Raw genomic sequence first — 13,145 nt, forward strand, 5'->3', positions numbered from 1 at the left:
TAGAGAAGAAAACTTACTAGACACATTTTACCAACCCCTTATTATAATATTAAGGGTATTTTTGACTCAAAACTTGTCTTTGATCTGTGCAAGCTCAATAACAAAAACTCAGTAAAAAGCTTATTAGCGAAAATTATATGGTATCTGTTCAGCAGAGTGGCAAAATAAGATAGACAAAAAAAGTATAAGAGCCTGTACGTGATCTCAAAAAAGGGATAGAATGAGAGGATAAAGTATATAAAGTAGGATATGCGAAGTTTATATCCAAGTGATATAAGTCGAGAAAAGTTTGAGATTATTGTAGCAGATCTGGAGTCTTGCAGGAAGAGGACAAAGCCAAGAACACTTGATTTATATCATGTATTTTGTGGAGTGTTATACGTCTTAAAAAGTGGCTGCCAGTGGAGAATGTTACCAAAAGAGTTTCCAAAATGGCGGAATTGTTACGACTATTTTAAGAAGTGGAGTGAAAAAGCAGATGCAAATAAAGAAAGTGTTCTGGAGCTGGTATTAAAAAAAAATAGTTGGCGTGGTCCGACAAAACAATGGTCGGAAAGAAAAAACCAGCTTCTGCATAATTGATGCACAAAGCGTAAAAAATGCAGATACTGCTGAAGAAAAAGGCTATGATGCAGGCAAAAAGGTTTCAGGAATAAAACGCCATATTGCGGTAGATACACAAGGTTTACCCCACGCAATTTATATAACAACGGCAGAAATAACTGATCGTAGTAGCGCTGTGAGAATGGTTAAAAATGCTAAAGAAAACCTATCTGAAGTTAAAAATATACTAGTTGATGCTGGCTACACAGGAGAAAATTTTGCAACACAAATAAAAGCAACTATTGGCGCTACCGTTGAAGTAATAAAGCGAAACGAATTACACACCTTTGTCGTATTGCCGAAAAGATGGGTTGTTGAGAGATCTTTTGCTTGGTTGCAAAAATGTAGGCGATTGTGGAAAAATTGCGAGCGGAAACTCAACACTAGCCTGCAAATGGTCGTTCTTGCTTTCGCTGCTTTGCTTCTGAAAAGATTATGAACAGGCTCTAAGAGAGAAATCGGTGTCATGCAAGTAGCTGACATAGGTTCCTTTATAATGCCAGTGCTCAGACACTGATTTTTGATCGAAAATGTTGTCTTGTTTGTGATGAATTTTCCAGTGTCGCGCATTGATCATTTTTTTCTATAGTTGTCTTTTCTCGTCTACCTTATTTTGCTAACCGGCTCTACCTACCCAGATGCTTCTGAGAATTTCTTAAACATTTATAGCTCATACAAAACCCGGTCTGACTGTCATAAAGGCTTGCATGACCGCTTCAGCAAGATAACGTTCGCACTACTTCAAATTCTAATTTTCAACTTAAAGAGGTACATAATGTCAAATAACTTCAATTTCAAAGAATTTTTTCACCATCATGAAGCAAATAGCACTTTAGATGATATACAAAGGTACTTCATACTGTGGCAATCAGTGATATCACAGGCAACGATTGATGCAGCAAGTAACTGTAAAAAAACAGAAAGCTTGGTAGAGAAACGTAAAGCAACTTCCTGGCTGTCAGACTTTAGTCAAGATTTTGTTGAAACATGTATACTGGCTGACTGCGATCCGTTATACGTAAAAAATAAAATACAGCCAATTTTAAAAAAGATAAAGCCCTTTTAATGAGGTTTACCCCTCTCACCAAGAAAAATATCATTTAATCTTTTTTCTATAGCTTCATCTATATCTTGGATTAATAGCTGCTTTATCATATTCACTTTCCGTTCTGCCTCTTGAAGATTATTGTTACCGTAACTGTTCTTATTACTATAACCATAACTACTGCCATTTGGTTTATTACTCATTTTTCTTCTTGTGCTGAGTATCTGAACTATCTTCTGCTTGAAAAAAGACTTCCAGCCTGTGCTAGGAAATAATTTATAGAGAAAATGTGGAGTAAGAAACGCTACTAATATTCTAATAGAAACTCCATAACCCAAATCATCTCTATTTTCATAATACCATTTTAAATATTGATATAAATGGTAAAATGCATTTTTGAAAGAGCTAAATTCTACAGCATACCAAAAGCCACTGGTGAGAAACATGAGCATAATGCTCGATGTATAAAGATACAGAGTGAAAAGAAATAGCTTAACAACTATATCTTTCAAACTGCCCAGTATGTAATTAAATAACCTTAATTTATAAAAAAGTGATATCATTTTACGCAAACTTCAATATGGCTGGGGTGGAAGGATTCGAACCTTCGCGTGGCGGTATCAAAAACCGCTGCCTTACCACTTGGCTACACCCCAATATTGTTTATATCAATAACATTATTAACCCAATTAGTAAAAGATTTATTCGCTTTTCCTATGGGTATTATCACAACGGCTGGTTGATCATAAGAATGCATTGCCTCGATTTTTTCTACAATCTTATCAGTTTGATCATTCCTGCTCTTCATAATTGCCACTACTTCACAATTACTATTAACTTTACCTTCCCATAGATACAGAGAATTTACCTCAGGAAATATATTTACACACACAATTAACTTCTCATTTAACAATTCTTCAGAAATAGCCTTAGCCTCTTTCAAGCTTGAAAAAGTTGTATAGACTAAAACTAAATTACTCATCAAACGCTAAATAAATGCACTTCACTATACTTCACTTAGATTTATTCATCAAGAGAAAATAGAAGAGACTTCTTCAGTGCTTGACACACAGAAATTGAAGATGTCATTTAGTAGCTCTCCTCTTGTCATCCCAGTACTTAGACACTGGGATCCATTTTTTCATCTAGATGCCAGCATCAAGTGCTGGAATGACATAGTGGAATGTTATCCAAGTAGCTGACACTGGAATCCAGCTTTCATTAGAAATGTTGATTACTTTTATGCTAATAATTTTACTATTCTGCCGAACGGACACAATTGCATATAGTATAGTCTTTAGTTTTAGTGAGAATAGTTTTATTCCACTGATCAAGGAGTGCTAAATTGAAATACGTATCACCTTTATAAGTTTTATGCATTTCAGTCATAATAAATTCTGAGATTAGGTTATGCTCTAAAAAAAGGTGTGCTATTTGTGCCCCACCAATCACAAAGACTTGAGAACTACTTTGAATTGACAGAAATTCTTGCATGGAAGAGACAACAGTACATTTTGGGCCTCTATTAAAACACTTGTTACGGGAGAAAACAATAGGTGTACGATTCTTTAGTATGCTCTGAGGCACGGTTTCAAATGTCTTTCTTCCCATCACAATAACTTGCTTGTCGGTTACTTGACAAAAATGTTTAAACTCACTTGGATAACGCCAGGGCAAATCATTATTTATTCCAATTACCCCATTAGGGTCAACAGCCATAATTCCAATAATCTTCATCCCTTTAAGACAGCTTGGGCTACAAAAAATCTCATGTGGTCGCGTACATTATGCACTCTAAGGAAATCAACCTTATTTTGCAGTATAGCAGATGTAGCAATTGTTTCTAAATCTCTATTAGAGGGAGATTCTATGGAAAAAGAGGAAATAAATGACTTTCTGGAATGGCCAACTAAAACCTTGCAGCCAAAATTTTGTAAAGTTTCTATACTGCGTAAAATCTGAATATTCTGATACATAGATTTGCCAAAACCAATACCAGGATCAATAATTATTGAACTTTCATCAAAACCAAGGGCAAGTAACCTATTAATGCTCTCCTCTGCCCAATTATTTATGATATCAATTGGGTCAATATCATGTGGAATAATATTGTCCTTATGTGGTGGTATCGAAAGTGAATGCATAATAACGACACTACACCCACTACTAGCAATCGCTTTTAGAGTATGATCATTCAGATCTCCCTTCTGATCATTTACCCAGGCAATGTTGTAGTGCTTCAAAACGTTTAAAATAACGTCTGGCCAAAAACTATCAATGCTGACTTCAATATCACCATTTTTCATATAGTCGCTAAGATTATCAAGTACTGGTTTTAGACGTTCATACTCTTCCTCTGGCGTCTTTATTGAAGCTCCAGGCCTTGTTGATTGAGCTCCAAGATCAACTATGCTTGCACCATCTGATACCAGCTGCAATGCCTGCTTGGTTGCTCGATTCGCATCATAATAAAGACCACCATCTGAAAATGAATCAGGGGTAATATTGACGATACCCATAAGCTTTGGTGAAAGCGTAAAACTCTTTGAAAAACAGTCTTGAACATTGAAAGCAAAGGTTTTGTTAACCATTGCCATCAAGTGGAGCAAAAATGGTCTATTTACTAATTCTGGGTGAGGAATTTTAAGGTCAGGCGTATCAAGCGTTAAGTCATCCAATAACAAAATATCTAAATCAATAACACGAGGTGCCCATTTTTCATGAGTCTGTGGACGACCAATGTCACATTCGATTTGTTTTAAGCCTTTTAGTAGCTCCTCAGGAGAAGAAGAACAACTTCCATAGACAATCATGTTGAGAAATGGCTTGTTCCAATCAGGTGGAGCACCATTTGGTAAAATAGCCTTAGTTTCTAGAATGATCGAAGACTTTAAGTCTTTTAAATAGCGCTTCTTTAGTAACTCAGTAGCTCTTTGTAAATGGGAAAGGCGATTACCTATATTTGATCCAATAGAAATATAGATCATTCTTGCAATTCATTACAGTAAGTAAAAAAAACGCCCCCATGCACACCAGGAACTGGTGGTGCGATTTTGTGAGTAGTCACCCTGACAGAATGCTCTTTTTGCATAAAAAGGTCGTTAATCATCCTGTATATATCATGAGTTAAATGCTCGATTAAATTAAATTGCTTGCCCTGAACAAGAGATTGAATATTTTGCACTACTTCCAAATAGCAGATAGTATCTTTAAGTTGATCAGTTGTAAGCCCTGAAGGAGGAGATTTAAAAGTGAAATCAACATCAATACTCACCAATTGGGGAGAAAACTTCTCTTCTGCACTACATCCCAAATGAACCCAAAGCCGTAAATCAGATATAAGAAGATTACATGCTACCACTGAATTTAGTATCTACTTATAATTAATGACAAACATCAACATTCATCATGCCATCAAGAAAACCCCATAAGAGTTTTGCTCCTTTTTTAGCGCCTTGCATGACTTTCTCTTGCTCTTCTTCGCTTAAATCTGCAATAAGGTTTGCACATTCTTCAGAATGCCACTCATCAGCTTCCATATGAACGGTAAAAAATTTGAGAGGACGTTCGTCGTTTATTGAATAGTGTTTTTTCAGACCCTCAATTTTAGATTTAGAAACCTCTGGAGTTTGACGTTCATAAGCGTACAGAGCTCCAAGACCTGCTGCAAAATCTGATTTTACAATGTCAAAATAACCATCAACTAATTCTCGTGTCTCCTTAATTTGTGCATTTTCACAAAGCTCTGAACGTGCTACTCCCAGTCCTTCAGCAAAACGCTGCCATAATTCTGGGTGATTCTCGTCACCTTGTTCTTCCTCTATTAAATTACCAAGTAAAACTTGCCGCATTTTCAAATTCGGACACAAGGAATGTATACCGCTGATATAACGAGGAAAAGCAGCAACATGGTGATAATATTCCTTAGCATAGGTTTGCAGAGCCTGCAGGCTTAAGCTACCTTCATTCCATGACTCGTAAAATGGGTGTTTTAATAAGTGAAAACTATCTAATTGATTATTAAGTGATTGAACAAATGTCATAAATAAACACTAAATTGTTTTAGGCTACGTTTAGGTTTATCAAATGTCAAGAGGCATTTCTCACTACTACTTTAATTCCAATACATATAAAGATAGATGCGTTATTGGTTAATTTTTTAGTAAAAATTGATTTTTTTAAAAGTTCCATGTATTATTAGATCAGTGTAGTGAAAAACGCAAAATGAAGGTAACAGAAGAAAACACAATAAAAACTAGGGAAGAGTTCGTAGAAGTTCAAAATGGAATGCGAATTCAAAAGATAGTGATGTCAAACTCGAAGAGCAGTGCAGATAGCAGAAAGAAAAAGCATATAGTTTACTTTCCAGGGCTTACATATACTTTTGAAAAAGAGCCAGATGAAGACAAAAGTGAATGGAATTGGGCAGCTGAAGCAGGTATGGATGTTCACCTTATTAATTTTCCTGGTTCTGGAAAAAGCAAAGGCCATTCTTTAAACGGTCGAAATCGAGTAAATGCAGGAATTGAAGTCATTTCAGATCTTCTAAAGCAAGGCATTCACCCAGACAATATAGTACTGTATGGAAGCTGTGCTGGAGGACCAATAGCTGCGGAGGTTTATAAAAAGTTTAAAAAAGATGACAATATTCATTTAAGATGCATTATCAATAAATCCTTTAGCTCATTCAAAAAACTTGTAGTGAAATTACTACACATATCAAAACCTAAATGGCTATTTCCTCCTATAATAAAATTCATACTCAAATGCTTTGGTTGGCACTTTAAGCCACATACAATAGTAAACGATATTACTCCATACACAATTTGTTTTAATCTAGAGAACGATGGCTTTATTAGTAAGCAGGCAAATATAGGTACTAAAATTTCTGATATAGAAAAAAGTCATAGGAAAAAAAACTACCAAAAAAAAGAAACTTTTGAAGGTTTTGAGCAATACAAAGAGTTTTTCATGAAACATGCCAACTTAGCTAAAATAAAAAACCTTGAACCTGAAGTTGGAATAATGAGAAAATGCTGGAATAAGTTTCTATCGTTACTACCTATTAAGGCAGATGATATTCACTTTTCTCCGATTACAGAATTGTGCTCATCAAGTGAACACAAATACACTCTTCCTGAGCTAACTTCACTCTTTTTAGAATTCACAGATGATTACTTCAAAAAGAAGGGCTCGCTCAATCAGAAGATAAAAACAGAAGTGATATTTGAAAAGAATAGTGAAAAAGAAATAGAGGAAAAGAAACAGTATTTTACCAATTTAAAGAATTATTCAATAAGTCAGAGTATATCTAAAAAGCTAACATCTCTGCAAATATTGAAATAAGTGTTTCTTTTGTGATTAAAAAAACATTGCATCTAGAGTATCTGCCATAAGTGATAATTTTGTGCTTTCATCATAGAGATTGTTTTCACTAGCTAATAATTTCTCACTAATTTGTGGATAAAGTTTAGAAACGTACTTCTCATAGCATTTATCTAGGCATTTTTGGTCTGTCCGTTTTGCTTTGTAGGAATGGCATTTCTGCTTACATTGATTATATCTAAATTCAATCCCTTTCTCTTTGTTTGATGCTTGTTGTTCCATAATATTCTTCAATTTAAATGCTATTAATATTAGCATACAAATATGAACATTATGCTAATATCATTACTTTTTAGGTATACATGGCAAATTTATGCCTGGAAACAGTTTTTGGTTATTTCCTAGATTTTCTTTATAAAAACCAAAGGCGCCAGTTGGTTTTTATTAGCTAAGGTAAAGGTCAAATATCTGGAATTCTGAACATAAAATCCTCCTGTATAAAAAGATTAGAAAAAAATGCAGCGCATATATGACAGACGTGTATATACGCTGAAAAAGATACGCTACGTTTTTTATTGAAAAGTTAATTGAAAGTCTGCAGACAAAGATAAATTTTTGAGCTCTTAAAATATCTCTAACTTTAATTATAATTAGATTGAAAATACGCGGAAGTAATTTTTTTTGACAATAGATTTCTTTCATAACCAGGCGTCATCCCAGCTGGGATCCAATAAGAAAACCGCGCTGGAACTTTTGAATTCCAGTTATGCAAGGAATCTAATATCATGGAGTTTTCAAACACTAACAACCACGTACTATAACAAGGCAAAAATTTTACGTAAGAGGGTAGGCCTTGCAATTGTATCAATAGTGGTGGGATTGGTAGGACTCGAACCTACGACCAATTCGTTATGAGCGAACTGCTCTAACCGACTGAGCTACAATCCCTTTTATCAATACCTATAATACACGCAAAAGGAAATTTGTCTACTCGCTTATTTCACTATCAACCCAACTGTGTAAATCATTTATTGCGCCAATTTTGCGTGCAATTTCCTTACCATCTTGAAATATGATTAAAGTAGGTATAGATTGAACTCCATACTTACTTGGCACCTCAGTTTCTCCATCTATGTCGAACTTGCAGATCTTGATCTTGCCTTTTCTATCCTCAGCCAATTGCTCGATACGTGGCATCAGACTTTTGCATGGTCCACACCATTCTGCCCAAAAATCTACCAGCACAAATCCTTTGTGGTTAGCAACTTCAGATTCGAAATTTTGATCATTTACCGCTTTAATATCATCACTCATAAAATACCTAAATTTTTATAAATATAGCGTATCAATTAACAGCTGATCAACTAAATTTTTTTGGATTCAAGTGAAGTGATTATATCTGATGATTAAAGATATCTACATTCCCCCAACCCATTGAATCTAGCTCAATACGAGTAAGAAGAAACTCAAAGCACTTTTCGGCTAATTCTTTTCTATTTTCACGTTCTAGCATTAAATCTAGCTTTTCCTTTATTCTATGAAGATATAAAACATCAGATGCAGCATAACTTTTTTGCTTGTCTGTTAAATTTTCATTTCCCCAATCAGAAGATTGTTGTTGCTTATTTAATTTTATATCAAGTAGTTCTAAGCACAACTCTTTTAAGCTATGACTATCTGTATAAGTGCGAACTAAACGTGAGGCTATTTTCGTGCAATAGCAAGGCAGTGCCCAAGTTTTTAAATAATAATGTATTATGCTTACATCAAACCGCGCAAAGTGAAATATTTTGGTTATATTTTTATCCTCTAATATTTTTCTCAAATTTGGAGCTGTATAATCGTTTTTGAATTGAACTAAGTGAGCGTTGCCATCATTGAAAGAGAGCTGAACAAGGCATAATCTATCTCTGCTATGAAGTAGACCCATTGCCTCTGTATCAACAGCTATAGATTTTATATCATTCGGTATTGCACTGGCTGGCAGGTCGTCTTTATATATAAATATTCTCATAAATTTAATATGTTTTATAACACATACAATAATCAAAAATGAGTTTTAAGTATACGAAAAGATCATAGAAAACGTGCTCTCATGATTTTCATGTATGTAGGGTTTACAAATTATGATATGCACCTATAATAAGAATAAGTAAATTTTCATTGCGGGAGTGGCTCAGTTGGTAGAGCGCAACCTTGCCAAGGTTGAGGTCGAGGGTTCGAACCCCTTCTCCCGCTCTTCTTTTAACATAAAAAAATTGCTTCACTTATTCAACTAGTTCAGCCATGCTTAAAGTAGCTAAAAGCTTTTTAGAAAATTATTATTTAAGAGGGTTATATGGACAATGATACTAAAAGAATGTTATTTAGATTAGGTATAGCTACAACAATAGGAGCACTTACAGGTTTAGGACTCAGTTTTACAGCTCTATCACCTTTAGTAATGGGTGGAATTGTTGCTGCGATTCCGGCAGCCTTACTTGCATGTCGGATAATCTCTAATAGAGGACTCTCCAAAGAAGTCTTTTTTCAGACTGCTTGTTTTTGTGCTGTAGGTACTGCAATTGGAGTTGGTCTTGCTGCAGCTGCAATGGCTATTTTCCCTGGTGCAATGCTTGGAATGGGATCGGCAGCTTTAGCAGGTGGGTTGATAGCACCCATATCAGTAATCGCAGGGTTAATTGCAATAGCTTATATTATTGAACCAATAGCTAAAAAAGTGAATGAGTATATTATATCACCTGTAGTTGAATGTTTTTCTTCAAAAGGGGAAGAGAAAGAGCAAGTTATATAATAATCAATTGACGTTAGCATTCGGTTTTCTTTATAATTTTCTTTGTGAAAGAAGAAAAGTGCTTATTTGTAACGATAGCTGGTTTGCCAAATGCTGGAAAGTCAACGCTAATTAACAGTATCGTAGGCAAGAAAATTGCAATTGTCACCCCTAAAGTGCAGACAACAAGGACGCAGGTAAGGGGTGTTGCTATATGCAACAATGCGCAAATTGTTTTTACTGACTCTCCAGGAGTGTTTTCAGCAGAAACAAATCTTGAAAAAGCTTTAGTCAAATCTGCATGGGGAGCAGTTAAGGATAGTGACATTACTTTGTTGCTTGTTGATGTAAACAATTACCTAAAAAATATAGAAAGAATAAAAACGATATTTGCACGACTGGAGCGCACAAAAGGCAGATGCATTTTGGTTATCAATAAAACTGATTTAGTAAAGAAATCAGAGCTCAAGATGGCACATGAGCACCTAAATTTGCTTTATAAGTTTGAAAAAATTTTTACGATATCGGCACTGAAGAATGATGGACTTTCTAATTTGATGAATTACTTATCTGAAATTGCACCGATAAGCCCTTGGTTCTATGAAGAAGATCAAGTAACCGATTCCTCAGCTGATTTTTTATCAGCAGAAATTACAAGAGAGAAGTTATTCTTGAACCTACGTGAAGAATTGCCATACTCTACAGCTGTTATAACTGAACAATTTGAGGAAAAAAAAGATAAGAGTTTAGTCATAAAACAGATCATATTTGTATTGAAAGATAATCATAAGAAAATAGTGCTAGGAAAAGACGGCAGTAGCATAAAAAAAATTAATATCGAGGCGCGTACAGAATTGGAAAAGTTATTTGAGTGCAAAGTTCATCTCTTTTTGTTCGTAAAAGTGCGACCTTGGACTGATCGCCCTGAGGAATATATAAGTAATGCTTAATTCTTTGTTGGTATTTGATATTGAAACTATACCAGATGTAAATTCCTGTAAGAATTTACTAAATATTAGTGATGATAGCAGTGTAGAAGAAAAGAGGGACGCATTAACAAAATATCATCTTGAAATAACAAACGGGCAAAACTCTTTTCTGCGTCAGCCCTTCCACCTTGTTGTAGTCATTAGTTTTTTACTTTGTAATATAACACGCCAGAGCGGTTATGAAATGTTCACACTACAAGAAATAAGATCTGGAGGCACAGTAAACTCCAATGAAAAAGAGCTAGTAAAGGGATTTTTTAACTACATATCAGAGAAAAAGCCAAGACTAGTTTCGTTCAATGGACGCACTTTTGATATACCGGTACTGAAGTACCGTGCTATGGTTCATGGCATTCAAGCAGAATATTTTCACAAAGCTGGCGATAAGTGGAATAGTTACAATCAGAGGTACAGTAGTGATTGGCATTGTGATTTGCTTGAATCTCTCTCTGATTTTGGAGCTTCTGCAAGAATGAAGATGAACGAAGTTTGCGCAGCATTTAATCTTCCTGGTAAGATTGGAGTCGATGGGTCACAAGTTATGGGCTTATACGATAGTGGCAAAATACAAGAGATTCGCGATTATTGTGAAACAGATGTGATTAACACTTATTTAATTTACTTGAGATTCATGCATCATCAAGGAAGAATTACTACAGAAAGCTATAATAAGAGCATAGAAGAACTGCTTTTGGAATGCGAAAAAAAAGAACACCTAAAGAAATTTAAAGAAGAATGGAAAATAACTTCTGGTGAAAATTTTTATATTGAATTTAAATGAACAGATGCTATAGAGCAATCTAATGATTGCTCCATATAGTAGTTATAAACTCCTTGTAGTAGAAAAGACATTTTGATATGCCATCTGCTTAACTTCTGCTTGTTCAAACTTAGAAAAATTTTCTAAGTTTTTATCTTGGTATTCCTTTTTTACTTTCTCGAAAAAATTTTGCTTACCAAGAATATAATCACCTAAATTAGCAGCATAATATTGAGCATTACCTAAAACTGCACAGTTAATTCGACTTAATATTCTCGAAGGGTAGTAAAAGAGAGAAACATTATTGTTTGACCGGAAGTCATTTTCATCCATTATTTTAATGGCTTCATGATAACCATCTACTTGATGAACAAAATATCCTTCAGGTGCTGATATTCTCAATTGTGCACCTACATGAGCATAACCACAAATACCAGGTGATACCGCTGGTACTGGGTCTTGTCTATGTTGAGTTACTCTAATGGTTTTTTCTTGAAGAACATCATTATAAAATTCACTAGCAGTAAGATCAAAAACTCGTGGATCACCAAAAGTTGCAACATGAACATCTTCAGCTCCTTCTGTTTTATTGAGGGATAAAGCAGCTATCTTAGCAATAGCTCCTCCCATACTGTGACCTGTGAGATTAATTTTAAGATCTTTGACTTCTGATCCCTGTTTTTCAGCATGAGATTTCAAAATGCCATAAAGATTAGGCCATGAATCCACAAATGAATTATAAAATCCTCTATGCATTCTTCCACCGTTAGGTAAAAGTTCTGAAGTAGTAAAAACTACATTTATATCAGTGATTCCATCGTTTACACCATGGCTCAAACGAGTACCATGGTAAGCTATTGTTATTTCTTTACCTTTTATAAAAACATGACCAGCATCTTTTTCAAAGCTATTACCAAATGGAGTAATTTCATAACCTTCGCTGATAAGTTCAGCTCTAGTTTTATACATTTTTTCAGTAGATGGAACAATTTCAAAATCTTCTACAATTTCAAATTCAGTTTTGTATACTCTTTGAGCTAGGTTGTTACATCTTTTTTTACTTAATTTACCATCATCATCGCCATAGCTTATCTTGCAGAAATTACCCATTTCTAATAATTTCTCTCTATCAAATCCTGCAATTTTTATAATACTTTCATCTGTTTTATAGTCAGAAGGTAAAGAACATGGCTCATTTGGATCAGCACGATTTATAAATTCATAATCTTCAATGATCTCAAATTCATCGTCATATTCTTTCATCTCGTATTTGCCATCATCTACTGAAATAGAGTCTGGCTGTTCAGTATTATCTGGCTCTGAGCCTGTAGCAGCACCTGTAGTGCTAAACCAATTTCGTAAAAAACTAAAATCCATAAATACCTTGATTATTAAAAATAAAACAATAATTCACTAATTATAATATAAACTAATATTATTGTCAATAGTTATATTAATATTTTAACCTTTGTGTACTTTCACTTGAGTAAATTTTACTTCCATAGAAATAGAATAAGTATAGAGTTATAATACACTAACAAGCAAACCTCTGTGCTAAATTTTGGTTAATATACAAGTTGAGCGTATTAAGAAAGTTGCTTTTAAAGTATTGCATTTTACTTTTATTTTCGCTATAAGGTTGCTTTAAGT

16 protein-coding genes and 3 tRNA genes are annotated in these 13,145 nt (G+C 34.5%); 7 read left to right on the top strand and 12 right to left on the bottom strand.

Annotation, left to right across the window (positions count from 1 at the left end):
• The first annotated feature begins 249 nt into the window (after positions 1-249).
• A protein-coding gene (locus tag ABWU24_RS03125; RefSeq protein ID WP_341815401.1) for an IS5 family transposase occupies positions 250-1,042 on the top strand; the annotation gives its coding sequence in 2 pieces (ribosomal slippage) (positions 250-513 and positions 515-1,042; 792 coding nt in all).
• A gap of 336 nt (positions 1,043-1,378) precedes the next feature.
• Positions 1,379-1,669 (top strand): hypothetical protein, encoded by a 291-nt coding sequence (locus ABWU24_RS03130; protein WP_341815520.1) that lies wholly within the window; start codon positions 1,379-1,381, stop codon positions 1,667-1,669.
• Here the strand turns inward: ABWU24_RS03130 and ABWU24_RS03135 are convergent.
• From ABWU24_RS03135 to ABWU24_RS03165, 7 genes are all read right to left on the bottom strand, one after another.
• Entirely contained in the window at positions 1,666-2,211 is a 546-nt protein-coding gene (locus tag ABWU24_RS03135) for a hypothetical protein (RefSeq protein WP_353274422.1), read from the bottom strand. The two genes, ABWU24_RS03130 and ABWU24_RS03135, sit on opposite strands and share 4 nt — an antisense overlap.
• Before the next feature lie 18 nt (positions 2,212-2,229).
• Positions 2,230-2,304, bottom strand: a tRNA-Gln gene (locus tag ABWU24_RS03140).
• Positions 2,295-2,630: a divalent-cation tolerance protein CutA gene (gene cutA / locus ABWU24_RS03145; protein ID WP_341815522.1), complete on the bottom strand. Its 336-nt coding sequence runs from the start codon at positions 2,628-2,630 to the stop codon at positions 2,295-2,297. The genes ABWU24_RS03140 and cutA overlap by 10 nt, the downstream gene beginning before the upstream one ends.
• Before the next feature lie 275 nt (positions 2,631-2,905).
• The gene (locus ABWU24_RS03150) at positions 2,906-3,385 is read right to left on the bottom strand and encodes a dihydrofolate reductase (RefSeq protein ID WP_341815524.1); all 480 of its coding nucleotides are present in this window, start codon (positions 3,383-3,385) and stop codon (positions 2,906-2,908) included.
• Entirely contained in the window at positions 3,382-4,635 is a 1,254-nt protein-coding gene (gene folP, locus ABWU24_RS03155) for a dihydropteroate synthase (RefSeq protein ID WP_135352987.1), read from the bottom strand. Before folP ends, ABWU24_RS03150 begins: the two co-directional genes overlap by 4 nt.
• A complete protein-coding gene (locus ABWU24_RS03160) occupies positions 4,632-5,009 on the bottom strand; it encodes a dihydroneopterin aldolase (RefSeq protein WP_007302114.1) in 378 nt (125 codons plus the stop codon). Before ABWU24_RS03160 ends, folP begins: the two co-directional genes overlap by 4 nt.
• Positions 5,010-5,031: 22 nt before the next feature.
• Positions 5,032-5,691 (bottom strand): CADD family putative folate metabolism protein, encoded by a 660-nt coding sequence (locus ABWU24_RS03165; protein WP_015587957.1) that lies wholly within the window; start codon positions 5,689-5,691, stop codon positions 5,032-5,034.
• 181 nt (positions 5,692-5,872) lie between these two features.
• Here ABWU24_RS03165 and ABWU24_RS03170 point away from each other — a divergent pair, with 181 nt between their 5' ends.
• On the top strand, positions 5,873-6,994 hold the full coding sequence (locus ABWU24_RS03170; protein WP_353274424.1) for an alpha/beta hydrolase: 1,122 nt from the start codon (positions 5,873-5,875) through the stop codon (positions 6,992-6,994).
• A 15-nt stretch (positions 6,995-7,009) separates the two neighbouring features.
• On the opposite strand, the gene ABWU24_RS03175 is transcribed toward ABWU24_RS03170, so the two are convergent.
• From ABWU24_RS03175 to ABWU24_RS03190, 4 genes are all read right to left on the bottom strand, one after another.
• Positions 7,010-7,255, bottom strand: a complete 246-nt coding sequence (locus ABWU24_RS03175; protein ID WP_225416265.1) for a hypothetical protein — start codon at positions 7,253-7,255, stop codon at positions 7,010-7,012.
• 589 nt (positions 7,256-7,844) lie between these two features.
• Positions 7,845-7,921, bottom strand: a tRNA-Ile gene (locus tag ABWU24_RS03180).
• A gap of 39 nt (positions 7,922-7,960) precedes the next feature.
• The gene (gene trxA / locus ABWU24_RS03185; RefSeq protein ID WP_007302120.1) at positions 7,961-8,287 is read right to left on the bottom strand and encodes a thioredoxin; all 327 of its coding nucleotides are present in this window, start codon (positions 8,285-8,287) and stop codon (positions 7,961-7,963) included.
• Positions 8,288-8,366: 79 nt separating this feature from the next.
• Positions 8,367-8,987, bottom strand: a complete 621-nt coding sequence (locus tag ABWU24_RS03190) for a ribonuclease D (protein ID WP_135352985.1) — start codon at positions 8,985-8,987, stop codon at positions 8,367-8,369.
• A 151-nt stretch (positions 8,988-9,138) separates the two neighbouring features.
• On the opposite strand from ABWU24_RS03190, the gene ABWU24_RS03195 reads away from it, so the two are divergent.
• From ABWU24_RS03195 to ABWU24_RS03210, 4 genes are all read left to right on the top strand, one after another.
• A tRNA-Gly gene (locus ABWU24_RS03195) sits at positions 9,139-9,211 on the top strand.
• A gap of 100 nt (positions 9,212-9,311) precedes the next feature.
• Positions 9,312-9,767 carry a hypothetical protein gene (locus ABWU24_RS03200; protein ID WP_341815528.1) on the top strand — a complete coding sequence of 152 codons (456 nt, stop codon included), beginning with the start codon at positions 9,312-9,314 and terminating at the stop codon, positions 9,765-9,767.
• Between the two features lie 44 nt (positions 9,768-9,811).
• The gene (gene era, locus ABWU24_RS03205) at positions 9,812-10,696 is read left to right on the top strand and encodes a GTPase Era (RefSeq protein ID WP_015587961.1); all 885 of its coding nucleotides are present in this window, start codon (positions 9,812-9,814) and stop codon (positions 10,694-10,696) included.
• Positions 10,689-11,516, top strand: coding sequence for a 3'-5' exonuclease (locus ABWU24_RS03210; RefSeq protein ID WP_341815529.1), 828 nt, complete (start codon positions 10,689-10,691; stop codon positions 11,514-11,516). Before era ends, ABWU24_RS03210 begins: the two co-directional genes overlap by 8 nt.
• 42 nt (positions 11,517-11,558) lie before the next feature.
• On the opposite strand, the gene ABWU24_RS03215 is transcribed toward ABWU24_RS03210, so the two are convergent.
• Entirely contained in the window at positions 11,559-12,872 is a 1,314-nt protein-coding gene (locus tag ABWU24_RS03215; RefSeq protein ID WP_353274425.1) for a lipase family protein, read from the bottom strand.
• Between the last annotated feature and the right edge of the window lie 273 nt (positions 12,873-13,145).

The organism is Wolbachia endosymbiont (group B) of Hofmannophila pseudospretella (genome assembly GCF_964028515.1).
Classification (GTDB): Bacteria; Pseudomonadota; Alphaproteobacteria; order Rickettsiales; family Anaplasmataceae; genus Wolbachia.